This is a genomic window from Bradyrhizobium cenepequi (genome assembly GCF_020329485.1).
GTDB classification, from domain to species: Bacteria; Pseudomonadota; Alphaproteobacteria; order Rhizobiales; family Xanthobacteraceae; genus Bradyrhizobium; species Bradyrhizobium cenepequi.
In genome coordinates, this window is record NZ_JAGKJI010000027.1 from 39,353 (window position 1) to 63,718 (window position 24,366).

Consider the following 24,366-nt stretch of genomic DNA (forward strand, 5'->3'; position numbering starts at 1 on the left):
AGGCTTTATCTCTTACCGCCGGGAGCCGGAGCCGGCTTTCGATCGAATTTTCCTGAGTTCGCGCAGCTTTCAAGAATTGTCCTGATCGGCACGATCTTTTTTGGACCGGCAAAGGTATCGATCCGGTCAGCCCAATGCTGCATCAGCTTGGTGCGCGAGCCGATCAGGGCCAGCGGTCCGTGCCGTTTGTAGATCGCCTTTACCGAGTCACTTTCGAGATGCGCAAGTTGCAACTCGATGACGTCGCCATCCCATGCCTTGGCTTCCTTGATCTCCTCATAATGACAAAGGGTCGAGAACGTAGTGCGGAAGCCATGGGCGCAATGTTCGGTCTTGGTGTCGATGCCGAGCGCACGCAGCCGACAACAAAGCGTTCTACCGGACAAGGGTGCATCTTCGGCCCAAGCGAACACGTAGCGCCGATTGCCGGTGATTTTCCGCACGCGTCGCAGGATAGTGAGGGCTTGTCGCGACAGCGGAACGACATGATCCCAGCCGTTCTTCATCTTAGCAGCAGGAATAGTCCACCGTTCGGTATCCCAGTCGACTTCTGACCATTCCATGTTGTTGATCATGCCGGGGCGCGGGATGGTCAGTGCATCGAGCCGAAGGGCATCACCGATCACGTCGCCAAATCTGGCCTTCGCCGATGTCGGCATGATCAGGCTGAACAGGCGAACCACATCCTGCGGATCAGTGACGCCGGGCCGCGGCGTCGAGACGTTGACAGTAAGCTGCTTCTTGCAGGCACGGAACGGATTGTAGCCATCGCCTTCGAGGTCAGCGTAGTCGCAGACTTGCGAACCGATACTGTGAACTCGGTCACGGGTCTCTAACCTGCCTTCAGCCTGCATCGCCCGAAAGAAAGCGAGAACGTCGGGGCGCTTGATGTCTTTCCGATAGAGCTTGCCGAAACGATCCTTCAGATAACCAGCCCATCGTTCGAGCAGCGCGATGGTTTCAGGACTGCGCACTGTGACAAGTCTGCCGCGCTTGATCTTCTCGGTCTTCTTCTCTGCGAGCCATTCATCGATCCACACGCCGAAAGGGCGTTCGGCCACCTGACGATGTCTTTCGAACTGCTTTTCGACGGAGGGATCGACTGGCGGATCTTGGGCGAGCAGCGCCTTTGCGGCGTCGCGCTTCTGACGTGCAGTGGCGAGCGAGAAGGTGCCGTCGTTGCCATCGCCGTAAGGCCCGATGGAGTAGGTCTTCTGTCGGCCGTGAAAGCGATAGGCCATCTGCCAGAGCTTGGAGGCGGCCTTGCCCGGCCTGTTCAGGTCCGGTTTGATGAAAAGATAGAGACCGCCGCCAGTCACGTCGGAAATCTTGGTGGCCGTCCAAGCGCCGTTCTCGAATTTCGGTTTGGCGGCGCGGCACTCGACGTCGGTCCTGATCTGCTCGGGGTTCGCGTGCTCGCCAACCTGATTGCTTGCCATCTGCTTCGATTCTCGCGTCTCGGAAGATCGGAATTGTGCCGCGACGTTTGCTCTTCGGATACCAACAAAAATACCAACAAAATCGGCGGCTGGACGCGAATGAGAACACACAGTGCCGAACGCGAATGTACGCGAAAACCCCTAGTCTTCAAGGGTTTCTGAGCATGTGCGAATAGCATCGAACATCTTAGGACATCTCCGAACACTCTGCTTTCTACGTCCGAGGTAATCGAAACCTCTTACGTGCGAGGTAATCGAAAAGGCGCGCGGACCGGATCATCTTCTGGCGGCACGAGGAGATGACCATGAGACCCGACCCGAGCCCCTTCCCGTCCGCCGCCGACATCGTTGCGCGGCTGCTCAATCTGGCGACCTCGCTGATCGCGCGTTCGCTGCAACTGCCGGAGCCGCTGGTCTATTCGACCGGCGTCTATGTCGTCGCGCAGGTGCAGGCCGCCGAGACCAGGGCTGCGAAGCGGCTTTGTCCGTTGCGCCTCAAGCGTCAGCTCCGTCGGCTGTTCCGCTGAACCATCAACCCAGGCTGCAACCAGAGGAGACCCATCATGATCCATTCGTCCCAATTCCTGCGCCGCGCGCTGCTCGCCGACGCCGTCTTCAGCGGCGTTTCGGCTGTTGGCCTCACCCTTGGTGCAAGCGCCTTTGCCTCGCTCTTCAACCTGCCCGAGATGCTTTTGCAGGAAACCGGACTGTTCCTGATCGCCTATGCCGCGCTGGTCGGCTGGCTCGGCTCGCGGCCATCGGCGCCGAAAGCGCTGGTCATGCTGGTGATCGCGGGCAATGCGCTGTGGACACTCGCCAGCATCGCGCTGCTGTTCTCGGGCGCGGTGAATCCCAACCTGCTCGGCACAATCACGGTCGTCGCGCAGGCGATCGCAACCGGGGTGTTCGCCGAACTGCAATATGTCGGCCTGCGCAGGAGCGGTGATGCCGTGACGGCGTAAGCTTTCACCTGCCCGTCAATAAAAACGACCGCCGTGAGCGTTCACGGCGGTCGATCTTCCTTGCATTGACGATGCCTCAGGCACTTGCGTCCTCGCCGCGCCGAAACCGCTCGCCCCTGCCGAGTATCACGCCCTGCGCGCCAGCGATGCCGAATTCGAGGCTGGCAGCGATCCGCTGCGCGCGCTCGATGAAATGCGCCGCAGCCTCTGGCGGACAGAGTTCACGCGCGGTCTGTTCGAACAATTCAAGCCAGCGGTCGAAATGACCGGCGTCGACCGGCAGCGGCAGGTGCTTTGCCATTGGCGTGCCGTGATAGCGGCCAGTCATCAGCGCGACGGATGACCAGAACGCACACATTTGCGAAAGGTGCGGCTCCCAGTCCCGGATGCGTGCTTCGAACACCGGGCCGAGCGCCGCATCGGCACGGACCTTGGCGTAGAAGCCGTGAACGAGGCGCTCGATCATGGCCTCGGTGATGCCGGTCTTGGCGACGATTTCGGCCGTGATCTGCTCGCGCCGCTCTGCCCCTGTCATGCCAGCTCTCCTCAAATAGGTATTTCAGATACCCATTTAGGGCAGTATGGCTGGTCCGCAAAACCGGATTTTTGCGGGGCTCCCATGCGCCTCACTCTGTTCACCGATTTCGCCCTGCGCGCCCTGATGCGGCTCGCGGGCGAGCCGACGCGCTCGTTTGCGACCAGCGAGATCGCGGCCGAGTTCGGCATTTCGCGCAATCACCTAGCCAAGGTGGTGCGGAACCTCGCCGATAGCGGCTTCATCACCACCCAGCGCGGGGCTGGTGGCGGTTTTACGCTGGCGCGGCCGCCGCAGGCGATCACGCTCGGCCAGGTCGTGCGCGCGCTCGAAAACGGCCAAGTGGTCGAATGTTTTCGTGCGGATGGCGGCGCCTGCGTGCTGACGCCGCGCTGCCGCCTGAAGGGAAAGCTCGCCGCGGCGCGCGAAGCCTTCCTGCGCGAGCTCGATGCGACGACGCTGGCGGACTGCGCCTATCCCGCGCGGCCAAAGGCGGTTAAGCCGATCTAGGCGTAAAGTGGCGTCGCTGAGCTCTTGCGCTTTCCGGCCACGACCTTCTTGCCGGCAGGCTTGGGGCGGCCAGAGCCGTTCAGATACTTGCCATTGGCCTTGCCGTTCTTCTTTTTCGCCTTTTCCCTGGCCTTCGCGTTAGCCTTCTCTTTAGCCCTCTCTTGGGCCTCGGCTTTTTCTTTGGCGAGCTTCTCGGCTTTGCGTTTTGCCTTGCGCTCGGCCTTCTCCTTCAGCCTAAGCCGTTCCGCCCGCGCCTCGACGCGTTTCTTCTTGCGCTTTTTCTCGCAGGCATCGCACTTGCAGCCGATCGGCTTCAAATAGGCTTTGAAATAATCGGTGCCGTAGTCGTAGTTGATCTCCTCGCCGGGCTCGATGTTCTTGATGGCGCGGATATAGATCTTGCGCTTGCGTGGGCGAACGTCGGATTCCGCGTTCGGCCTGCAGGAATGGTTGATATAACGGGCGATGTTCTCGCGGATCGAGCCGTCGATGGTCCAGCGGTTGGTGAGCTCGAACAGATATTTGTTCTCGATCTCGTCCTCTTCCTTCTTCTTGGAATCCAGGAGCGGCCCGAAGTAGCGGATGATCCTGGCACCCTTCTTGATCGGCTTGGTGGCAAAGAGACCGAGCCCGGTACGGGAACGGCCGACGCGATAGGGTTTATTCTGGGATATCGAGGGCATGGTAATGTTGAATGAACGGACGCGCCGACAAGTGACGGCTCTGCGGAGCCGCTCTTCTAGGACAATTCAGCGCCGCTGTCAGGTGTTTCGCGCTTCCCGCTGAACCTTGCCCACAATGAACGCGTCTGAACAAAGCATATCCGGTAGAGTGGGAAGCGCCCTTCCGAAAAGATCACGCTCAAACAAAGAGATGAGATCATGATCCGGTCCTCATCTCATCGCGGTTCCTCTGTGAAGGCCTGCATGATGAAGCTTTGTCATAAACGCATGCGTATTTGCCAACCTTGATCGCCATGCGAACCGGTGTCCACCCTCGGATCAAGTCCGAGGGCATGCTTCGCTCGAAACGCTCTAGCTGGCTGGCGGCCGGAAGGCCGAACTGCGCAGCATCGCATCCAGCAGCGTCTCGACTGACGTGCCTTCAGGCAGCCGCTTCAGGACGTCGGAGAGGCGGTCATCGAGCAGCAGCGTGGTGAAGCCGTGCACCAGCGACCAGGCGCGCACGATCGCGGCGGCCTGGTCGAGCGACAGCTTCTGCTCCTCGATATGCTCGTGGCGGCTTTCGCCGACCGCACCGGCAAGGCCGCCGAAGGCGGTGCTTGCGGCCTCGTGCAGCGAGGGCCTGGACATGTCGAGCCGCTCGGTGCGGAACATCAAGCTATACATCCCGGGATGCGCCTGCGCGTAGGCGACATAGGCCCCTGCGCGCGCCAACCCCTTCTCAGCGATGGTAGTGCCGCCCGCGACCGCGGTGCGCATCGCGTCGTTGAACTGGCGGAAGCCGATGGCGGCGAGCTCGCTGAGCAGGCCAGTCAGATCACCGAAATGATGCGTCGGAGCAGCGTGCGACACGCCGGCCTCGCGCGCCACCGCGCGCAAGGTCAGGCCGGCCAGCCCCTCGCGCTCGAGTACGCGCTCGGCGGCCTCCAGCAGCGCCTCGTGCAGCGCGCCGTGATGATAGGGCGCTTCGCCCGATCGGCGCTGTCGGCGCGCCGGCCTCGCTGTGGCTTGTTTCGCCGTCTTCCGGGTTCTCGCCGGCGACGCGTTCGCCTTGTTTTCTCTCGACAATCTTGTCATGCGAATCCTTATATGTCGCAATTTTGACACTGTAAAGATTTTACTTGACGGTCAGCACCACCACCTGTATCCATATCTTTACGATGTAAAGATAAAATGGAGGGAGTGACGATGCTTGATCAGACGATCGCTGAGGCACCGCGGCCTCAAAAGGGATCGGCGCCAAGTTGGTCCTGAAAATATCGGGCGAGTTGCCGCGCGAGCTCAATGGCACGCTCTATCGCAACGGGCCCAATCCGCAATTCGAGGCACCCGGCGCGCATTGGTTCGTCGGCGACGGCATGCTGCACGCCTTCAATCTCGAGAACGGTCGCGCCAGCTATCGCAATCGCTGGGTGCGCACGCCGAAATGGCAGGCCGAGCACGATGCCGGCCGTGCATTGTTCGGCGGCTTCGGCCGCAAGCTCCCGGATGCGCCGCCCACGACCACCAATGACGGCGGCGTCGCCAACACCAACGTCATCTTCCATGCTGGCCGCCTGCTGGCGCTGGAGGAAGGCCATCTACCGACAGAGATCGAACCCGGCACGCTCGACCGGCTCGGCTACTGCGACTATAGCGGCGCCATCCAGGGCCCCTTCACCGCGCATCCCAAGATCGACCCGAAGACCGGCGAGCTCGTGTTCTTCGGCTATAACGCCGCGGGTCCCCTGACCCCTGCCCTTTCCTTCGGCTCGGTCAATGCGTCCGGCGTCGTGACGCTCTTCGAGCGCTTTGAATCGCCCTATGCCAGCATGGTGCACGACTTCATCGTCACCGAGAACCATTTGCTGTTTCCGATCCTCCCCATTACCGGCAGCATGGAGCGCGCAATGCGCGGAGGCGCACCTTATGCCTGGGAGCCGGACAAAGGCGCCTATGTCGGCGTGATGAAGCGCAACGGCTCCGCGCAAGACATCACCTGGTTCCGCGCCGAGAGCTGCTACGTCTTCCACGTGATGAACGCCTGGGAGGAAGGCAGCCGCATCATCGCCGACGTGATGCAGTTCGAGGAAGCGCCGCTGTTCAACCATCCCGACGGCTCGCCGACGGACCCGAAGAAGAACCGCGCGCGCTATTGCCGCTGGACCTTCGATCTCGACGGCAATACCAACCGTTTCACGCAAACCTATCTCGACGACCTTACCGGCGAATTCCCGCGCATCGACGATCGCCGTGCGGGCCATGCTTTCACCCATGGCTGGTACGCCTGCGCCAATCCTGAGCTGCCGATGTTCGGCGCGCTCTCCGGCATCGTGCATGTCAATGGCGCCGGCAAGCGCCTCGGCCATTATCTGCTGCCCGCCGGCGACACCATCTCGGAGCCGGTGTTTGTCGAGCGCGGCAGCGATGCCGCCGAGGGCGATGGCTGGTTGCTCGCCGTGGTCTGGCGTGCCAGGGAAAACCGCAGCGATCTCGCCGTGTTCAACGCGCGCGACGTGGCGGCCGGCCCGATCGCGCTGGTTCATCTCGGCCACCGCGTGCCGGATGGATTTCACGGCAATTGGGTTGGCGCGAATTGAGTTGCGCTCTCCCTCATCCCGGGGCATCGCCAGCGGGTCCGGCCTCCGCCCCGTTGGGGATGCTCCCCCGGAATGACAATAAATGGCTGACAAATCTCAAGTTTATCTAATCCAGCCTTTATTTTGACACTGTAAAGATTTCGCTTGACGGCTCCTCGGTGCACCTCTAGTCTATCTTTACATTGTCAAGATTAGCCTTGAGAGGCGGCCATGACGATCTTTCTCATCCTCGCCCCCTATGGTGCCTTCGCAGCCTTGCTGCTGGTGACGTCGGCGACTGTCAGCCTGTTTGCCGGCGTCGCGATCTGCCTGACGGTCATCGCCTTCGACGTGATGCGCGGCCTCTCGATCAAGATCCTCGGCGTCGGCTCGGTGATCACGTTCACGGCGGTCGGCCTCTATGTCGCCGTCGTCGATCAGAATCTTGGCACTGCATCGGTGAGGTTCGCCGTCGACACCGGGATTTTCCTGGTCTCGCTCGGCTCGATCCTGGCCGGCCGTCCCTTCACGCTGCAATATGCGCGCGAAGTGGTCGACGCACATACGGCGCGCCAACCCGGCTTCCTGCGCGTCAACCACGTCATCACCTGGGCCTGGACCATCGCTGCGCTGATGATGATGGTCGGCAACGTCGCCATCCTCTATGTGCCGAGCCTGCCGCTGTGGACCGGGCTTCTGATCGCATTCGCCGCGCGCAACAGTGCGGTGTTCTTCACGAAGTGGTATCCGCACTACCGGATGACGAAATACGGTACGCATCCGGTCAACGCGCTGCCCAGCGCCAACTGAGCATCGCAGGGGGAACAATCACGATGAAAGACGTCTTCGCCAGGCTCGCCAGCGATTTCTTCTCGACCATCGTGTTTGTGGCGGTCTATTTCGCCACCGACAGCGTCTTGGTCGCGACCGGGGTCGCGATCGCCGGCGCGATCGCGCAGGTGGTGCATTCTCGCATCAAGGGCGAGACGCTCGGCTTCATGACCTGGGCGAGCCTTGGGCTGGTGATTGTGCTCGGCAGTGCAACCCTGCTCACCAACGACCCGCGCTTTGTGCTGGCAAAGCCGTCGATCGCGCATTTCGCGATCGGCGCGATCATGCTGAGGCGTGGCTGGATGCTGCGCTACATGCCGCCGCGGGTGGCCGAGACGATCCCGGAATATGTGACGGCCGCCGGCTATGCCTGGGCGGCACTGATGTTTGCGATCGGCGCCGGCACCATCGCGGTGGCCACGACCGGCGACATCAAGCTGTGGGCGACCTATGTGACGGCGGTCGCCGCCGGCTTGAAGATCGCAGCCTTCGCGATCCAATACATGCTCTTCCGCATCATCGTGACGAGCCGGCTGCGCGCCGCCGCCCGCGCTTAATTATCGCAGGCCGAAAATAGAGCGTTGGGCTTGCGCGACGAGATGGGTTATATGGCCGTCCAGCTTCACCTTTAACCTCGGGGAGACAGGCATGGCGGTGGACGGAATCTGGAATCTCACCATGAGCACGCCGATGGGTGAGCGTCAGGCGACGCTGTCGCTGAAGAACTCGGCCGGCACGCTCACGGGCACGCAGGGTGCCGAAGACAATTCGGCCGAGATTTTCGACGGCACCGCCAATGGCGACGACGTTGCCTGGAAGGTTTCCATCACCAACCCGATGCCGCTCACGCTCGAGTTCACCGGAAAAGTGACGGGTGACAGCATCGCCGGCGAAATGGGCATCGGCCCGATGGGCAGCTTCCCGTTCACGGGGACGAGGGCGTAAGCAGCGCCGCCATGGGCGCCGCATTTGCAGCAAACTCAATCGTCATACGCGGGCTTGACCCGCGTATCCCTCTCCTTTGAACGATGGATGGCCGGGTCAAGCCCGGCCATGACACATCGTGAGGCTGCGCTACCTCAGCCCAGATTCAATTCCTTGAAGAAGTCGTTGCCCTTGTCATCGATGATGATGAAGGCCGGGAAATCCACGACCTCGATGCGCCAGATCGCTTCCATGCCGAGCTCGGGATATTCGACCACCTCGACCTTCTTGATGCAGTGCTCGGCGAGGTTTGCTGCAGCGCCGCCGATCGAGCCGAGATAGAAGCCGCCGTGCTTCTTGCAGGCTTCGCGCACCGCCGGTGCGCGGTTGCCCTTCGCCACCATCACCATTGAGCCGCCGGCGGCCTGGAACTGGTCGACGAAGGAATCCATGCGCCCGGCCGTGGTCGGACCGAACGCGCCGGACGCATAGCCCTCCGGCGTCTTGGCGGGACCGGCATAATAGACCGGATGGTTCTTGAAGTAGTCCGGCAGCGGCTCGCCGCGGTCCAGCCGCTCGCGCAGCTTGGCATGCGCCGCATCGCGCGCGACGATCATGGTGCCCGTCATGGAGACGCGCGTCTTGATCGGGTGCTTTGAGAGCGTCGCCAGGATGTCCTTCATCGGCTGGTTGAGATCGATCTTGACGACCTCGCCGCCGAGCGACTGCTCGACCTGCGGCAAATACTGCGCCGGATTATGCTCAAGCTCTTCCAGATAGACGCCGTCCTTGGTGATCTTGCCGAGCACCTGGCGGTCCGCCGAACAGGACACGCCAAGCCCGATCGGCAATGAGGCGCCGTGGCGCGGCAGCCGGATCACGCGCACGTCGTGGCAGAAATACTTGCCGCCGAACTGCGCGCCGACCCCGAGTGACTGCGTCATCTTATGGATTTCCTGCTCCATCTCCAGATCGCGGAATGCGTTGCCGTCGGCCGAGCCGTGCGTCGGCAGCGCGTCGAGATAGCGGGCGGAAGCGAGCTTCACAGTCTTCATGCAGAGTTCGGCCGAGGTGCCGCCGATCACGATCGCCAGGTGATAGGGCGGGCACGCCGCGGTGCCGAGCGTCAGGATCTTCTCCTTCAGGAACGCGAGCAGCCGATCCTTGGTCAACACCGACGGCGTCGCCTGGAACAGGAAGCTCTTGTTGGCGCTGCCGCCGCCCTTGGCCATGAACATGAACTTGTAGGCCGAGTCTATTTCTGAAGAGCCACCCTCGGCGTAGATCTCGCACTGCGCCGGCATGTTGTTGGCGGTGTTCTTCTCCTCATACATCGACAGCGGCGCCACCTGCGAATAGCGCAAATTGCGGCGGAGATAAGCGTCGCGTGCGCCCTCCGACAGCGCCGCCTCGTCATCGCCATCGGTGATGACGTTGCAGCCCTTCTTGCCCATGATGATCGCGGTGCCCGTATCCTGGCACATCGGCAGCACGCCGCCGGCGGCGATATTGGCGTTCTTGAGGAAGTCGAAGGCAACGAACTTGTCGTTGTCGCTGGCCTCCTTGTCCTCGAGGATGCCGCGAAGCTGCTTCAGGTGCCCCGGACGCAGGTAATGGTTGATGTCACCGAACGCCGCCTCCGACAGCGCCCGCAGCGCCTCGCGCGACACCACCAGCATCTCCCGTCCCAGCACCTTCTCGACCCGCACGCCCTCCGCCGTGATCTTCTTGTACGGCGTTGTGTCCTGCCCCAGCGGGAACAGCGGCGTATGCTTATAGGGCGGAACAGGCTTGGACTGGTCGGGGAAGGCGGTGGGGGCGTTCATGGGCGTGATCTCAGGTTGGGGCCGGGAACGTCAGCCCGGCATCTAGAGCCGTTCTAAGCATTTTTACCGCAAAAGGAAGTCGTGGGAGCGCTGGGCAGTGACCCGGACACCTGTGGTCTCGCGCAGGGCTAGCCCCTGCATATTGACGCAACCGGTTGGACGCTGCATGAACCGGCGTGTTTTTCCGTGCCGGCAGGGGGCGTCCGTGACCAGAACATTCGTATCGCGCCTTCGAGGCGCGGCGTTCATCGCGATGATCGGGCTTTTCGCCGCCCTCGCCGCCTCGCCAGCACACGCCGACCAGTGCGATGACATCGCCAAGCAGCTCGCCAGCCAGATCGACGGCCTCAAGGTCAACTTCAAGGCCGCCAACGTCGTCTATCTCTCCCATCCCGCGACCAGGGAATTGTCGCTCGGCTGCCGCGGCAAGAACTACTCGATCGAGCTCTTTGCCAAGGGCGACCGGAAGCCTAAGCCGGAATTCTATCAGCTGGTCAGCTCGGCGGCGGCGATCATCTTCACCGTGCCGAAGGACGACACCACGACCGGCGCCACGCGCTGCCTGAAGCGCATGGGCATTTTGCGCGGCGACAAGGTCAGCATGCGCTTTCGCCGCCTCAACATGGAGTGCACGCGCTCCAAGACCGAGGCGTCGATTGCGATCACGCGCGGCAAGGACGAGTAACGCACGCTTCCGCGTGCCCGGGCCTGCTGACTGCGCCGCGCCGCTGCGCTATCGTCTCCTCTCCGGATGTGGGAGGAAGACGATGCCTGACAGCAAGACCTATACCGGCGGCTGCCATTGCGGACAGGTGCGTTTCGAATGCACCAGCGATCTCGCCATGGTGACCAATTGCAACTGCTCGATCTGCACCAAGAAGGGCCTGCATTTCACTTTCCTGCCGCCGAGGAGTTTTCAGCTCCGTGCCGGCGAGGAGAATTTGAAGGAATACCTCTTCAACAAGCACGCCATTCGCCATCAATTCTGCATCGACTGCGGCGCCGAGGTGTTTGCCTACGGCAAAAAGCCCGATGGCAGCGATGTGGTGGCGGTTAACGTGAGCTGCATCGACGGCATCGAACTGTCGAAGCTCGCGATGACGCCGTTCGATGGGAAGAATCTATAAGGCAGCGCCGTAGGATGGGTAGAGCGCAGCGAAACCCATCCTCCGTCAACACGGCGCTCGCAGTTTGATGGGTTTCGCTGCGCTCTACCCATCCTACGATTGGTGCGAGGCATCCAGCTCCTTGTACCGGCGGAAAATCCCCTGCTCGTTGAACGGAATCCGCCGCTCGCTTGCCAGATACGTCTTGATGTTCGGCCGCTCGGCGACGCGGTTGCGCAATTCGATCAGGCGGGGAACGTTCTCCTCAAAGGCCTGCATATGCTTCGGGAAGGCATAGCGCAGGCCCTCCACGATCTGGAACAGCGACAGATCGACATAGGTCAGGCGGCGGCCGGTGACGTAAGCGCCGCCATTCGCCGCCACGATCTCCTCGAAGTAGCCGAGATATTTCGGCACGCGCTCCTTCCAGAATTCCGCGGTGCGCTTCTTTGCCGGCGCCTTCTGGTCCTCGTAATAGAGCGTCAGCCCGAGCGGATGATGGGTGTCGTGAACTTCCAGCACGAGATCGGCGATCGTGAGCTGCATTTGATGCACCCAAAGCCGTGCCGCTTCCGCCTTCGGCGCCAGGCCATGGCGCGCGCCGAGGAAGAACAGGATGTTGGCGGTCTGCCCGATGACGAGCTTGCCGGCCTTGAGGAACGGTGGCGCGAAGGGCGGCGTGCCCTTGCCCGCTTCCATCATCGCCATCATCGCGCTAGTGCCGCCCGCGCCGCGCGCAACATCGTCATAATCAGCACCCGCATCCTCCAGCGCGAGCCGCACATATTCGCCGCGGCCCTGGATATCGGGCCAGTAATAGAGCTGATAGCGCATCGATGCGTGCCTCCCTGGAACAGGCTCACGGCAATAACACACTCCTGTGGTCGGTGCTCCGTCGCCGCGTGATCGCAATTGTTCGAAAGCCAGCGACGATGTTAGCCTGTTCCGGTCTTGGAACATCCGATTCCCGGTCGGACAGGAGAATGTGATGGCGGATAGCAAGAAGAAACGCAGCGGCAGCGATCGAGCATGGATCGCGTTGGGCGAGGCTTATGAGGTCGCCTATTGGTCGAAGAAGTTCAAGATCACGCCCGCCAAGCTGAAATACGCCGTCAAGAAAGTCGGACATTCCGCCAAGAAGGTGGAAGCCTACTTCAAGGAGCAGAAACATCGTGCCGCGGACCGATCGCGGATTGCGGTCAGCGAGCCCTACGAAGTGCGCTACTGGTCCAACAAGCTCAAGATCACGCCGGCCAGGTTGAAGGCCGCCGTCGCCGCCGTTGGCCATTCATCGAACAAAGTCGCGGCCTACGTCGCGAAGAAGAAAACAGCTCCCAAGAAGAAGGTGGCGAAGAAGAAAGTCGCCAAGAAGAAGGCCGCCTGAGCGTTCGGCCGGCGGCCGGGATCGGCCCAAGTTCAGTTCACGGCGAAGCAGTACAGCAAGCCGTCACCGCCGGTGCTCCTGAGGTCGGCCTGCGAGCAGCCGCCGTCGGGGCCGCGCGAAGGATGCGACGAGTTCCAGGATTTCGACGGCTCGTCGTCGCGCAGGCCTATGCGGTCGGAATGGCCGACCATGGCGGCGCCCTGCGTGCTGCTCGTCCAGTTCTTGCAGGCGCGATCCTCGCCAGCGGCAAACGCCGTGCCGTCCGCTTGCGAGCCGGTCAGCACGTCGTGGCGGTTCGGCGTGTCGCCGCGGCCGTTGATGACCTCGCCTTTTTCAGAAAGCGCGGTCTGCTTGGTGAGATTGTTGCCGGCGCTGTGGAGGTCGGCGACATCCTTGGCGATCACGACCCCCTTCACATTCTGCCACGGCCCTTTGCCGATGCGATCGCGCGCATTCACGGTTGACTGGCCGTCGGCCGCCTGCGTCGAGAGGTAGGCGTGCCAGGTTTTTGGCGCGCCAAAGCCCGCCGCCTGCGCCAACGTCTGGCAGTGATTGTCGGCGCCCGCAAGCCCACCGAGATTGCCGCCGTTGCCGATGCCGTTGCTGGTCAGGAAGAAGCTGGCGTTGGCCGACTGCGCCTGTGCCGGTTGCGCCGCGAAAGCGGCAAGCGCCAAATACGTCGGCGCAATGATGCTGGCACGAATCTTCATTTCGTCCTCCCGATTGTTTTTGGCATCTGACATCAACCCGTGGCAGCGGCCCTTATTCCGGAACAACGCCCGCGAAAACCGCGCAAAGCAAAAGGCGCTGCGGAATGAACCGCAGCGCCTTGATGTTGCATCCGGCGGCGATCAGTTCGTCTGCTGGATCGCCGAGAGTTCCCAGTCATTGCCGCGCCGGCGCACGAAGGTCCAGATCTCCGTGGCTTCCTGCGGCTGCTCGCCGCCGCCGACCGTCCGGCCGGTGGTGCGGTCGAGCATCTGGTCGACCAGCGAGAACCGCATCGCCACGGTGGCGTAATCGGACTCGCCCTCGCGCCAGGCCTCGGCAACGTCGCCCTGCAGCAGCTTCACATTCGTCACCTTGTTGACGACGTTGCGGGCCTTGTTCTCCTCCAGGTCTTTCGAGAAGTAGGAGACCATCTCAGGCGTCGCGAGCGTGTGCAGCTTGGCGACGTCCTCGTTCGACCATGCGGTCTGGACCTCGCCGAGCAGGCGTTCGAAAGCCTCATAATCGGCCGCCTGGATCTCAAGCGGCGCGTTGGCCGAACCAAGACCGAAGCCCATGCCCGAGCGATAGTTCGGCTGCGGGCCGACGCCGGTTGCGGGTCCGCCGGCATAGGCAGCCGCCGGTGTCTGGCGGCGCCGCCACCACGACATCGCCAGCCGCACCACCAGCACGATCAGGCCGATCTGCAGCAACAGGCCGAGGATCGACGACAGACCGCCGAGACCGGAGAACAGGCCGCCACCGAACAGCAGGCCGAACAGGCCGGCGCCGAGAAAGCCCGCGGCGAGACCGCCGAGCAGGCCGCGGCCCATGCCGCCGCGGTTGAACAAGCCGCCCGATTTCGCGGCCGGCGAACCGATGCTGTTGCCTGGCTGGCTGTAGGTTCGGTTGAACGGTTGCGTCATGCCCGGCGCCGTGTTGGTGCTGGGCGGCGGGGCGAAGCTCCGCGAGCCGCGAGACCCCGAGCCGAACCCGCCGCCGGCACGGGCGTCGGCCACAGAAATGGTGATGGCTGACAGGGGCAGCGCCAGCGCGATCGCGATGGCGATGGCCCGAACAATTCCGCGCGTATTTTGCGTGAAATTCATGTGTGTTTCCTTGGAGTCCCCGAAATGGGGAAAGTAACATTAAGATGGGCATGGCTGCCCAAAAGGGAAGCGGGAAAAGGAACCACGACTGCGGCCGTCAGTCGCGGGGATGTGACAACAGCCCCTCTTTTCCCGGGTTTTTGCGGGTTCCTTGGCCGTCATTGCGAGCGAAGCGAAGCAATCCATGCCTCCGCAAGTGGTGAAATGGATTGCTTCGCTTCGCTCGCAATGACGGGGCCTATTGCAGCGCCATCGTCTCCTTCACGGCGGCGACGAGCTGCGTCAGCGTGAAGGGTTTTGGCAGGAAGGCGAACTGCTGGTTCTCGGGCAGGCTCTTCTCGAACGCATCCTCAGCATAGCCGGAGACGAAGATGATCTTCAGGTCCGGATTGCGGCTGCGCATCTCCTTCAGCAGCGTCGGGCCGTCCATCTCGGGCATCACGACGTCGGAGACAACGAGGTCGATCGCACCGTTCTTCTCGTCGAGAGCTTCCATCGCTTCGATGCCGTTGGACGCCTCGATCACGCTGTAGCCGCGCGAGCGCAGCCCGCGGGCGTTCAGCGAACGCAGGCCATCCTCGTCCTCGACCAAAAGGATGGTGCCCTGCCCGGTCAGGTCGGGTTTTGGTTTCGGCGGCTCGGCTGCTGTCTCCTTGGCCGCGCCGTTGGTCGGCTGCGGCTCCGGCGCGACTTCCTGCTCGGGCCGGTGGCGCGGCAGGAAGATGCGGAAGGTGGTGCCCTCGCCGGGCGTCGAATCGACGTACACAAATCCGCCGGTCTGCTTGACGATGCCATAGACCGTCGACAAGCCAAGCCCGGTCCCTTTGCCGACCTCCTTGGTCGAGAAGAACGGCTCGAAGATCTTGTCGATGATCTCAAGCGGAATGCCGGTGCCGGTATCGGTGATGTCGATCCGGACATAGTCCGCCGCCGGCAGACCCTTGTAGGACAGTTGGCCAGCTTCCTCCGCCGCCACATTCCCCGTCTTGATGATCAGCTTGCCGCCATCAGGCATTGCGTCGCGCGCATTGACGGCAAGGTTGACGATCACCTGCTCGAACTGGGAGACGTCGACTTTCACCGGCCAGAGGTCGCGCCCGTGCACGAGGTCGAGCTTCACCTTCTCGCCGATCAGCCGGCGCAGCAGCATGGTCAGGTCGCTCAATGCGTCGCCGAGGTCGAGCACCTGCGGCCGCAGCGTCTGGCGGCGCGAGAAGGCAAGCAGTTGCCGCACCAGCGTCGCCGCGCGGGTCGCGTTCTGCTTGATCTGCATGATGTCCTGGAACGACGGATCGGTCGGCTTGTGCGCATTCAACAGGAAATCGTTCGCCATCATGATGGCCGAGAGTACGTTGTTGAAATCGTGCGCGATGCCGCCGGCCAATTGGCCGACCATGTCCATCTTCTGCGACTGGTTGATCTGGTTCTCCAGCGTGCGCCGCTCGGTGGTCTCGAGCATGTAGACGATCGCGGCCTCGGCGTCGCGCTCGTCCTCCTCCACCGCGGTGACGAAGAACTGCGCCCAGCGTTCCTTGGCGCCGTCGAGCATGACCTCGACCGGCGCGATGTCGCCCCTGCCGTCGGCGGCCTGGTTGATCGCCGCGATCACCAGGCTGCGGTCGCGCGGATTGACCGCGCGGAAGATCGACTTGGCGGCAGTGCCTTCCGCATTCAGGCCTTGCGCGAGCTTGGCGTAGCGCGCATTGGCCCGCACGACATTGCCGCCGCGGTCGACGGTCGCGATCGCCATCGGCGTGTGGTCGAAGAAGCGCATGAAGCGCACTTCGGCGGCGCGCTCGGGATCGGAATGCTCGTCGCGGGCGCGGCTGATGACAAGCGTGCGCGAGGCGCCGGCCGCGCCGTCGGCACCGAAGGCGAGCTTGTGATAAAGCCGCACCGGCACGGGCTTGCCGCTGCGCCTGCGCAGATCGATGTCGAACACTTCCGTCTTCACCTCGCCCGGCGCCGGCACGATCGAGGTGAGCAGCGCGGCGCCGTCGCCGGAGACGATGTCGGTGAGCCTCAGGCCGCCCGAGCCGATCTCGGCGAGATCGTAATCGAGCCAGTTCGCGAGCGTCGCGTTGACATAGGCGATCTCGCCTGACGGCGTCACCGAGAAGAAGCCGCAAGGAGCGTGATCGAGATATTCTATCGCGTGCTGCAATTCCTTGAAGACGTCCTCCTGGCGCTCGCGGTCGCGGGTGATGTCGGCGATCGACCACACCGCGTATTTCTGTTCGCGCTTGTTCTGGCCAAGCGGACGCACCCGCAGCCTGAGCCACCGTCCATGCAGCCCGTCATGGCCGGCGATCCGGACCTCCTCCTGCTGCCGCTTGCCTTCGCGCGCGGCCTTGAGCAGGCGGAACACGGCCTCGGACACATCCGGATTGCCGATAAAGACGCGCTCGACCGGCCGGACCTCCTGCGGGCTGGAGGCCCCCGTCAGCGCGAGATAGGCGGCGTTGGAATAGACCACGTGCCCGTGCGAATCCGTGACCGCCAGCCCGTCATAGGCGTGATTGGCGATCCGGCCCATCACCGGATCGTCGGTGGAACGGTCGGAAAAACGGACGATCCCGGCGGCAAAGGCGAACAGGCTGAACAGCCCGACCATGGCGAGCAGCGCCAGCACACCGAGGATATAAGGCTGCGCCTGGGCCCGGCCGATGGTCATCAGCGCGACCGCCACCGCGACGAGCCCGGCCGCCACCAACAGCACCAGGACGATGCTGCCGCTCCGCCGCGCCGGTTCGTGGGCCGCGAACGGCTCGGCAGCTTGGTTGTGATCGGTCTCGGCGGTCATTGAAGGAAACTGCCCGTCGGCGGTGAAGGCGTGCAGATTCGCCCGCCCTCCTGAGTGCCTCAATCGGAGCTTGGAGCGCAAGTCCATCAGGCCGCCATTTCCCAGGTTAAGCCCATCTCAGGCCGGTTTCGTTCCATTCTAGATCATGATCCGATTAGACGGATCATGATCTCATCCCTTTGTTTGAGCATGATCTTTTCGGAAAACCGGTTTCCACTTTTCCGGATCATGCTTTGTATCCGTTATCCCGAAAGCCCGCGCCGCTTCAGGCCCATGACGTAGCCGATGATTTCGGCGACCGCGTGGTAGTGTTCGACCGGAATTTCCTCGTCGATGTCGACGGTTGCATAGAGCGCGCGGGCCAACGGCACGTTCTCGACGATCGGGATGTCGTGATCCTTGGCGATCTCCCTGATCTTGAAGGCGATGATATCGACGCCCTTGGCGACGCAGACAGGCGCCTGCATGCTGCGGTCGTAGCGGAGCGCCACCGAATAGTGGGTCGGGTTGGTGATGACCACGCTGGCCTGGGGAACCGCCGCCATCATGCGCTTCTTCATGCGCTGCATCCGCAACTGGCGGATGCGCCCCTTGATGTGTGGATCGCCTTCCGACTGCTTGAACTCCTCCTTCATCTCCTGCAGCGACATCTTCTGCCGCTCGTACCATTGCCGGTACTGGAAGAAATAGTCGGCGATCGCGACTGCGGCGAGCATAGCCACCACCGCGCCCATCAGGTGCACGGTCAGGCTGGTGGTGACGGGGAGAATCGAGGCCACGTCGATCTGGAGCAGCGATTCCAGCCGGTGCCGCTCGGGCCACAGCACCGCCATCATGACCGCGCCGAGCGCGACCAGCTTGAAAATGCCCTTGAGGAAATTCGCCGCCGCCTGCTTGCCGAAAATCCGCTTGAAGCCGGCGCCGGGCGAGATCTTGTTGAATTTGGGTTTTAGCTGCTCCGCCGACCACACCAGCCGGTGCTGGATCATGTTGCCGGCGATCGCCGCCAGCATCAGCATCAGCAGCGGAATGCCGACGGCCGCGATGACAGCGATCCCCAGCGTCTGCGTCAGCGACAACAGCCCCGGGCCGTCGGTCCTGATCATCCAGGAATTGGCGATCAGGTTGCGCAGCGGCGTCAGGATGCCGACCCCCGTCGAATTCGAGAAGGTCGACAGCACCAGCGTGCCGCCGGCGATCACGAACCAGGTGTTGACCTCCTGGCTCTTGGCGACGTCGCCCTTTTCGAGCGCGTCATCGAGGCGCTTTTGCGTGGGGTCTTCTGTTTTGTCGTCGGTATCCTCGGCCATCGCGGCTCCCTATTTCAGCGGCGTCAACTGGTGCATGACGCCGATGAAGTAATCGAGATAGGTCCCCATCATCGCCGCGATCACCACGGCGAGGATCAGGAACCCGGCGAGGATCGAGAGCGGCACGCCGACGAAATAGACCTGCATCTGCGGCATCAACCGCGCCAGCACGCCAAGCCCGATATTGAAGACGAGACCGAACACCAAAAACGGCGCCGATAGCTGCAGTCCGATCTTGAACGCCTCCGCGAAGGCGCGAGTCGCCAGCGCCGCCACGTCGCCGGTCGGCATCAGCGCGCCCGGCGAGAAGATCTTGTAGCTCTCGTTCAGCGCCGCGATCACCAGGTGATGGGTGTCGGTCGCAAACAGCAGCGCCATGCCGAGGATGGTGAGGAAGTTGCCGATCAACTGGCCTTGCTGGCCCTGCGTCGGATCGATCGCGGTGACGAAGCCAAGCCCGAGTTGCTGGGCGATCACCGAGCCCGCGACCGCCAGCGCCGACAGCGTCACCCGCGCGGTCGCACCAAGCACGATGCCGATGACGATCTCGTGCACCATCAGCACCATCAGCGACGTCACCGACGTCACGTCGACATGGTATTCAGCGCGGTGCAGCGGCAGGATGATCAGCGTCAGCAAGAGCGCGATCCCAAGCTTGACCCGGACCGGGATATTGCTCTCGCCGAATCCCGGCAGCAGCATCACCATCGCCCCCATGCGGGCGAACACCAGCACGAAGGTCGCGGCGAGTGCCGGCAGCAGGGATATGTCGATGCGCATAGTTCATGCACAGTGCATCAACCGCCGATGATTCGCGACGATATCCGCATCATGTGGGCGTGCATCGAATCGGCCATGAACGGCAGCGCGAGCAGCAGCGTCACGAAGATCGCGAGGATCTTCGGCACGTAGATCAGCGTCTGCTCCTGGATCTGCGTCAGCGCCTGGAACAGCGACACGATCACGCCGACCACGAGGCCGACGACCATCAGGGGTGACGACACCACCACGATAGTCCAGATCGCATCGCGCGCCACGTCGAGGGTTTCAGCACCGGTCATTGTCGTTCTCGCTTTCGGTTACTTGCGCCATTCCTGAGTTGGCGAAGGAGTCCTGGGCTCGCGAGTGGCGAATAGCGAATGGATCAGAGCCCCCTCGTCCTATTCGCTATTCGCCACTCCCCATTCGCCCCCCAATCAAATTGGCATCTTCATGATGTCTTCATACGACTGGATCACCCGGTCCCGCACCGACACCAGGGTCGAGACCGCGACATCGGTCTCCGCGACCGCCGTCACCACGTCCATCACATTGGCCCGGCCCGCGGTCATCGCCACGGTCTGGGCGTCGGACTTGCGGCCCGCGTCCATCACGCTGCCGATGGCTTCCTTCACCAGCGCGCCGAACGAAGGGCCTGCGGTCTCGCCGCCCTTCTCGGCGCCGCCCCGCTCCATCATGCGGGCGAGGCTGGCATAGGCGTTGGCGGCGACTGTCGGTGTAGCCATGATTGATCGCTTCCTGTTCTTTAGGACCTGAGGATATCGAGCGTGCGCTGGATCATCCGCCGCGTCGCGCTGATGATGTTGAGGTTCGCCTCATATGATCGCTGGGCGTCGCGCATGTCGGTCATTTCGACCAGCGGATTGACGTTGGGATATTTCACGTTGCCGGTTGCATCCGCCGCCGGATTGCTCGGCTCGTATTTGACGCGGAACGCCGATTGATCCGGCCGGACCCTGCCGAGCGTCACCACCTTGGCGTCCAGCGTGCGGTCGAGCGCGGAGGAGAAGGTCGGCACCTTGCGGCGGTAGGGATCGCCGCCCGCGTTTTGTGCCGTCGAATCGGCGTTGGCGATATTTTCCGAGATCACCCGCATGCGCCCGGCCTGCGCGCGCAGGCCGGAAGTGGCAATCGCCATCGAGCGGGCGAAATCGCTTCCATTGTCGGCCATGATCCCTTCTCCCCAAAAATCCGTCAGCGCTTGCCGATTGCGGTTTTGATCAGCCCAAGGCCGCGGCTGTAGAGCGAGGTCACCGCCGCATAGTCCATCTGGTTGGCGGAGACCTTCAGCATCTGCTCTTCCAGGTTGACGGCGTTGCCGGCGGGCCTGGTCATGAAGCCGCTCTTGCCGCCGTCATGGTCGAAATTCTCCGGTGCACCGGATGCCGCGATATGGCCGGTGCTGGTGCGCATCATCGGCAGTGCGCCCATCGATCCGCCGACCGGCGCGCCATTGCGGTCGAACGTCGGTTCGACGAGGTCGCGCGGCTTGAAGTTCGGCGTGTCCGAGTTGGAGACGTTCTCGGCAAGCACCCGCTGGCGCTCCTGGTGCCACTGCATCTTGGTGCGCAGCGCCGACAGGATCGGTAGATCGTTGATGGACATCGCCGCGCCCCCGTTAACCTCTGGGGCCGTCCCCGAGGTAGGCAGAATTTGCCCGGTGTATGGTTAACGGCTGGTTAAATTGTTCCGGCAGGTCGTGGGCGCGCGGCGGACAACCTGCGAATCCCCGGGAAGTGCGCATTTTTGCCACGATCGCTGCATTAACCAGCGCGCTCGGGCGGGCTCAGAAGTCGTTTTGGAACAATCGATTCTTGGTCTATTAGTAAAGATGGGCGGCGTGACTGTCGTGGGGAATTAAGAAATAAGGCTGATCTCGGGCGTGATTCGCGTGGAAAGCGGATCGCTTCAGCCCGCATCCGTCGAAGCCAGCATGAAAGCAGGGCCAGATGGCCGGGGACAGTAATATGCAGATCCTGTGGTTCCTCTTTGCGTTCATCGCCGTATTGGCGCTGATCGGTCTGGCGGCGTGGCTGGTCCGCCGCTTTGCCGGCAACCGCCTCGGGGCCAATGCCAACCGCGGGCGGATGCCACGGCTGGCGGTGATCGATGCTGCCGCGGTCGATGGGCGGCGGCGCCTCGTGCTGGTCCGCCGCGACAATATCGAGCATCTCCTGATGATCGGCGGTCCCACTGACATCGTCATCGAACCCAATATCGTGCGCGCGATGGCGGCCCGCGATCAGGTGCCACCACGTCCGGCAGTCGCCAGCGTCGAGCCGCCGCCGCGGGTTGCGCCGCTTCCGGATACCGCTTGGGCCGAGGCCGAAAGTGCCCGCACCGATATTTTCGATACGCCGGAGCCGGCGATGCCGGAGCCGCCGCCGCGGACTGCGCGCCCCTCTTTTGCCGAAGAACTCCGCCGCCCGGCCGCACCGCCGCTGCCGGAGCGACGCGATCCACTCGCCGGCTTCACGCCGGAGCCGATCGGCAGCCGTCCCGAGCGCAGCGAACCGATCCCGCCGCGTGTGCCCCGCACCGCCGAGCGCTCCGAGCCCCTGATCCCGCGCCCGCCGCGCACGGCCGAGCCGAAGGTCGCGCCGCTCCGCACCCCCGAGCGCGCCGCGGCACCGCCGCCCCCGCCTCCGCCGCCGCCGGATACGTCCAGCGCCGACGCGAATCTCGCCGAGATGGCGCAGCGGCTCGAGGCCGCGCTGCGCCGTCCGACGAGCGAAGCCGCCGCGCCGCCGGTTGCGCCCGAGCAGGCGCCCGCGCCGCGCCCCGCACGCAGCGAACCCCCACCGCCCTCGCCCGCGCCGCAGAAGAGCGGCTTTGAGAATCTCGAAGACGAGATGGCTTCCCTGCTCGGTCGCCCGAAGAACCCTTCGTGAGGCCGCCGAGGTTCCCGCGTAGAGTTTTATTCACCGCCGTCCTGATCGCCGCCAGCTCGCTGGCGGCGCCTGCGCTTGCGCAGGACATCAGCATCAATCTCGGCCAGGGCAATGGCGGCGTCACCGAGCGCGCGATCCAGCTGATCGCGCTGCTCACCGTGCTCTCGATCGCGCCGTCGATCCTGGTCATGATGACGTCGTTCACGCGCATCGTCGTGGTGCTATCGCTGCTGCGCACGGCGCTCGGCACCGCGACTGCGCCCCCGAACTCCGTCATCATCGCGTTGGCGATGTTCCTCACCGCGTTCGTGATGGGCCCGGTGCTGCAGAAATCCTATGACGACGGCATCCGCCCGCTCGTCGCCAACCAGATCAGCGTCGAGGAAGCGCTGCAGCGCGCCTCGGTCCCCTTGCGCGGCTTCATGCAGAAGAACGTGCGCGAGAAGGATCTCAAGCTGTTCATGGATCTCTCCGGCGAGCCGCCGCCGGCGACCCCGGAAGAGATGTCGCTGCGCATCCTCGTGCCTGCCTTCATGATCTCCGAGCTGAAGCGCGCTTTCGAAATCGGCTTCCTGTTGTTCCTGCCGTTCCTCATCATCGACCTCGTGGTCGCCTCCGTCCTGATGTCGATGGGCATGATGATGCTGCCGCCGGTCGTGGTGTCCCTGCCGTTCAAGCTGATCTTCTTCGTGCTGGTCGACGGCTGGTCGCTCGTCGCCGGCAGCCTGGTGCAGAGCTACGGGGGATAGCGCTAGGAGCGCGCGGGGCCGTTTAGCAGGCCGACCACGAGATCGACGGCGAGTGCGGTGGTGATGGCGGCCGCGCCGATCATAAACAGGAGCGCGTAGTTGCCGCCGGTCTGCTCGAAGCAGTAGGACAGGCCATAAGCGCCGCCGGCCTGAAACAGCGCGAAGCTCGTGGTCGCCTGCGCCCAGGCGGCACCCTGCTCGGCGCTGTTGTGCGGAACGAGTTCGTGGATGCGGCCGAGCGTCAGCGGCACCACGCCTGGGGTAAAGGCGCCGACGATGACGCTCGAGACGATCATCGCTGCCGGAGCCGCGCTGACCGCAGGCAACACGATTGCGATCGCCTGCATCAAGAAGGCAACGCGCAGCGCCGGGCCGAACCCGGCGCGGTCGGCGAGATGCCCGGTCACGAGAGGACCCGCGATTGCACCGATGCCGTAGAGCACCCAGTACTGTGAAGCGGCCGGAATCCCCTGCCCGAGCCCGCGCGCCACGAAGTCGACCAGGAAGACCATGTGCGGCACCAGCGCCACGGCATTGAGGCCATACTCCGCATACAGCGCGCGAATCGCCAGCGATCGCGGCCGCGACGCGGCGCGATGGTGGGCTGCGGCTTTCGTGTCGCGAAGCTCGGCCGGCCACGCTTTCCAGCTCGCCAAGGTCAAGAGCACGGACAATATTCCAAGGCCGTACCAGGCTTCCTGCAGCCCCTGCCTCAGCAAGAGCGGAACGAGCGTACCGGATGCCAAAACGCCCAACCCCACGCCGGCGAAGATCACGCCGCCGACCACGCCCTTCTTGTTCGGTGGCGTATGCGGCAGGATCGTCGACGCCGCGAGCACCATGATCACGCCTCCCGCAAGGCCTGCAAGAAAGCGCCACACGAAGAACCAGGCAAACGAGATCGGCACCGCGCAGGCAAAGCAGCAGAGCGATGCAAGCACCATCATGGCGCGCAGCGAGCGCACCGCCCCGGCCCGAGCGCCGATCTCGCGTGCTGCAATCGCGCCGGCCAGATAGCCGGCAAGATTGGCCGCGCCGAGATAGACGACGTCAGCCGGACTGAACCATTTTGCCGCGATCAGCGCCGGGATCAGCGGCGTGTAGGCAAAGCGCGCCAATCCGAGACCGACCAGCGAGGCGCAAAGTCCCGCCGCAGCCGACAGCCAGACCGGCCCGCCTTCATGATGATGATCGGCCGCGGCTGAATGCGGATGACGGTGAGCCTGGGTGCTTGACATGCATATGCGTTAAGCGTCCG

28 protein-coding genes are annotated in these 24,366 nt (G+C 63.4%); 12 read left to right on the top strand and 16 right to left on the bottom strand.

From position 1 onward, the window contains the following. Positions 1-5 precede the first annotated feature (5 nt). Entirely contained in the window at positions 6-1,439 is a 1,434-nt protein-coding gene (locus tag J6497_RS25290) for a tyrosine-type recombinase/integrase (protein WP_225706996.1), read from the bottom strand. A gap of 305 nt (positions 1,440-1,744) precedes the next feature. Between J6497_RS25290 and J6497_RS25295 the strand changes: the two genes are divergently transcribed. Then, the gene (locus J6497_RS25295) at positions 1,745-1,966 is read left to right on the top strand and encodes a hypothetical protein (RefSeq protein WP_225706997.1); all 222 of its coding nucleotides are present in this window, start codon (positions 1,745-1,747) and stop codon (positions 1,964-1,966) included. Positions 1,967-2,002: 36 nt separating this feature from the next. Further along, entirely contained in the window at positions 2,003-2,401 is a 399-nt protein-coding gene (locus J6497_RS25300; protein WP_225706998.1) for a hypothetical protein, read from the top strand. A gap of 76 nt (positions 2,402-2,477) precedes the next feature. On the opposite strand, the gene J6497_RS25305 is transcribed toward J6497_RS25300, so the two are convergent. Continuing rightward, the gene (locus J6497_RS25305) at positions 2,478-2,936 is read right to left on the bottom strand and encodes a group III truncated hemoglobin (protein ID WP_225706999.1); all 459 of its coding nucleotides are present in this window, start codon (positions 2,934-2,936) and stop codon (positions 2,478-2,480) included. Between the two features lie 84 nt (positions 2,937-3,020). Here J6497_RS25305 and J6497_RS25310 point away from each other — a divergent pair, with 84 nt between their 5' ends. Beyond that, the gene (locus J6497_RS25310; protein ID WP_225707000.1) at positions 3,021-3,446 is read left to right on the top strand and encodes an RrF2 family transcriptional regulator; all 426 of its coding nucleotides are present in this window, start codon (positions 3,021-3,023) and stop codon (positions 3,444-3,446) included. On the opposite strand, the gene J6497_RS25315 is transcribed toward J6497_RS25310, so the two are convergent. Together J6497_RS25315 and J6497_RS25320 are read right to left on the bottom strand one after the other, a co-directional pair. Continuing rightward, on the bottom strand, positions 3,443-4,129 hold the full coding sequence (locus J6497_RS25315; protein ID WP_225707001.1) for an SET domain-containing protein: 687 nt from the start codon (positions 4,127-4,129) through the stop codon (positions 3,443-3,445). The genes J6497_RS25310 and J6497_RS25315 overlap by 4 nt on opposite strands. Before the next feature lie 351 nt (positions 4,130-4,480). Next, complete coding sequence (locus J6497_RS25320) at positions 4,481-5,206, bottom strand: TetR/AcrR family transcriptional regulator (protein WP_225707002.1); 726 nt, start codon at positions 5,204-5,206, stop codon at positions 4,481-4,483. A 167-nt stretch (positions 5,207-5,373) separates the two neighbouring features. On the opposite strand from J6497_RS25320, the gene J6497_RS25325 reads away from it, so the two are divergent. From J6497_RS25325 to J6497_RS25340, 4 genes are all read left to right on the top strand, one after another. Then, on the top strand, positions 5,374-6,708 hold the full coding sequence (locus J6497_RS25325; RefSeq protein WP_225707003.1) for a carotenoid oxygenase family protein: 1,335 nt from the start codon (positions 5,374-5,376) through the stop codon (positions 6,706-6,708). Positions 6,709-6,918: 210 nt separating this feature from the next. After that, the gene (locus tag J6497_RS25330) at positions 6,919-7,497 is read left to right on the top strand and encodes a hypothetical protein (protein WP_225707004.1); all 579 of its coding nucleotides are present in this window, start codon (positions 6,919-6,921) and stop codon (positions 7,495-7,497) included. A gap of 23 nt (positions 7,498-7,520) precedes the next feature. Continuing rightward, complete coding sequence (locus J6497_RS25335; protein ID WP_225707005.1) at positions 7,521-8,075, top strand: inner membrane-spanning protein YciB; 555 nt, start codon at positions 7,521-7,523, stop codon at positions 8,073-8,075. 91 nt (positions 8,076-8,166) lie between these two features. Further along, positions 8,167-8,463: a hypothetical protein gene (locus J6497_RS25340; RefSeq protein WP_225707006.1), complete on the top strand. Its 297-nt coding sequence runs from the start codon at positions 8,167-8,169 to the stop codon at positions 8,461-8,463. Positions 8,464-8,597: 134 nt separating this feature from the next. Here the strand turns inward: J6497_RS25340 and J6497_RS25345 are convergent, their stop codons facing one another. Beyond that, entirely contained in the window at positions 8,598-10,268 is a 1,671-nt protein-coding gene (locus J6497_RS25345) for a fumarate hydratase (protein ID WP_225707007.1), read from the bottom strand. 253 nt (positions 10,269-10,521) lie between these two features. Here J6497_RS25345 and J6497_RS25350 point away from each other — a divergent pair, with 253 nt between their 5' ends. Then, positions 10,522-10,953 carry a hypothetical protein gene (locus tag J6497_RS25350; protein ID WP_225707051.1) on the top strand — a complete coding sequence of 144 codons (432 nt, stop codon included), beginning with the start codon at positions 10,522-10,524 and terminating at the stop codon, positions 10,951-10,953. Between the two features lie 82 nt (positions 10,954-11,035). Further along, the gene (locus J6497_RS25355; protein WP_225707008.1) at positions 11,036-11,395 is read left to right on the top strand and encodes a GFA family protein; all 360 of its coding nucleotides are present in this window, start codon (positions 11,036-11,038) and stop codon (positions 11,393-11,395) included. 93 nt (positions 11,396-11,488) lie between these two features. Here the strand turns inward: J6497_RS25355 and J6497_RS25360 are convergent, their stop codons facing one another. Continuing rightward, complete coding sequence (locus J6497_RS25360; RefSeq protein WP_225707009.1) at positions 11,489-12,208, bottom strand: glutathione S-transferase; 720 nt, start codon at positions 12,206-12,208, stop codon at positions 11,489-11,491. 154 nt (positions 12,209-12,362) lie between these two features. Here J6497_RS25360 and J6497_RS25365 point away from each other — a divergent pair, with 154 nt between their 5' ends. Then, a complete protein-coding gene (locus tag J6497_RS25365; protein WP_225707010.1) occupies positions 12,363-12,758 on the top strand; it encodes a DUF3606 domain-containing protein in 396 nt (131 codons plus the stop codon). 32 nt (positions 12,759-12,790) lie between these two features. On the opposite strand, the gene J6497_RS25370 is transcribed toward J6497_RS25365, so the two are convergent. The 9 genes from J6497_RS25370 to flgB form a co-directional block, all read right to left on the bottom strand. After that, positions 12,791-13,468, bottom strand: coding sequence for a lectin (locus tag J6497_RS25370; RefSeq protein ID WP_225707011.1), 678 nt, complete (start codon positions 13,466-13,468; stop codon positions 12,791-12,793). Between the two features lie 141 nt (positions 13,469-13,609). Next, the gene (locus J6497_RS25375) at positions 13,610-14,575 is read right to left on the bottom strand and encodes a Tim44 domain-containing protein (protein WP_225707012.1); all 966 of its coding nucleotides are present in this window, start codon (positions 14,573-14,575) and stop codon (positions 13,610-13,612) included. A gap of 238 nt (positions 14,576-14,813) precedes the next feature. Beyond that, positions 14,814-17,378 carry a cell cycle histidine kinase CckA gene (gene cckA / locus J6497_RS25380; RefSeq protein ID WP_225707013.1) on the bottom strand — a complete coding sequence of 855 codons (2,565 nt, stop codon included), beginning with the start codon at positions 17,376-17,378 and terminating at the stop codon, positions 14,814-14,816. Positions 17,379-17,620: 242 nt separating this feature from the next. Beyond that, positions 17,621-18,688 (bottom strand): flagellar biosynthesis protein FlhB, encoded by a 1,068-nt coding sequence (gene flhB, locus J6497_RS25385; RefSeq protein ID WP_225707014.1) that lies wholly within the window; start codon positions 18,686-18,688, stop codon positions 17,621-17,623. A 9-nt stretch (positions 18,689-18,697) separates the two neighbouring features. Beyond that, positions 18,698-19,468 carry a flagellar biosynthetic protein FliR gene (fliR, locus tag J6497_RS25390; RefSeq protein ID WP_225707015.1) on the bottom strand — a complete coding sequence of 257 codons (771 nt, stop codon included), beginning with the start codon at positions 19,466-19,468 and terminating at the stop codon, positions 18,698-18,700. Between the two features lie 17 nt (positions 19,469-19,485). Beyond that, positions 19,486-19,749, bottom strand: coding sequence for a flagellar biosynthesis protein FliQ (gene fliQ, locus J6497_RS25395; protein WP_225119795.1), 264 nt, complete (start codon positions 19,747-19,749; stop codon positions 19,486-19,488). A gap of 135 nt (positions 19,750-19,884) precedes the next feature. Further along, on the bottom strand, positions 19,885-20,193 hold the full coding sequence (fliE, locus tag J6497_RS25400; protein WP_130583339.1) for a flagellar hook-basal body complex protein FliE: 309 nt from the start codon (positions 20,191-20,193) through the stop codon (positions 19,885-19,887). Between the two features lie 20 nt (positions 20,194-20,213). Then, positions 20,214-20,639 (bottom strand): flagellar basal body rod protein FlgC, encoded by a 426-nt coding sequence (gene flgC, locus J6497_RS25405; protein ID WP_225707016.1) that lies wholly within the window; start codon positions 20,637-20,639, stop codon positions 20,214-20,216. A 23-nt stretch (positions 20,640-20,662) separates the two neighbouring features. Next, positions 20,663-21,073, bottom strand: a complete 411-nt coding sequence (gene flgB, locus J6497_RS25410; protein ID WP_225707017.1) for a flagellar basal body rod protein FlgB — start codon at positions 21,071-21,073, stop codon at positions 20,663-20,665. Positions 21,074-21,417: 344 nt separating this feature from the next. Between flgB and J6497_RS25415 the strand changes: the two genes are divergently transcribed. Next, complete coding sequence (locus J6497_RS25415) at positions 21,418-22,359, top strand: flagellar biosynthetic protein FliO (protein ID WP_225707018.1); 942 nt, start codon at positions 21,418-21,420, stop codon at positions 22,357-22,359. Beyond that, positions 22,356-23,108 (top strand): flagellar type III secretion system pore protein FliP, encoded by a 753-nt coding sequence (gene fliP / locus J6497_RS25420; protein ID WP_225707019.1) that lies wholly within the window; start codon positions 22,356-22,358, stop codon positions 23,106-23,108. The genes J6497_RS25415 and fliP overlap by 4 nt, the downstream gene beginning before the upstream one ends. 2 nt (positions 23,109-23,110) lie before the next feature. Here the strand turns inward: fliP and J6497_RS25425 are convergent, their stop codons facing one another. After that, a complete protein-coding gene (locus J6497_RS25425) occupies positions 23,111-24,346 on the bottom strand; it encodes a YbfB/YjiJ family MFS transporter (protein WP_225707020.1) in 1,236 nt (411 codons plus the stop codon). Positions 24,347-24,366: the final 20 nt, after the last annotated feature.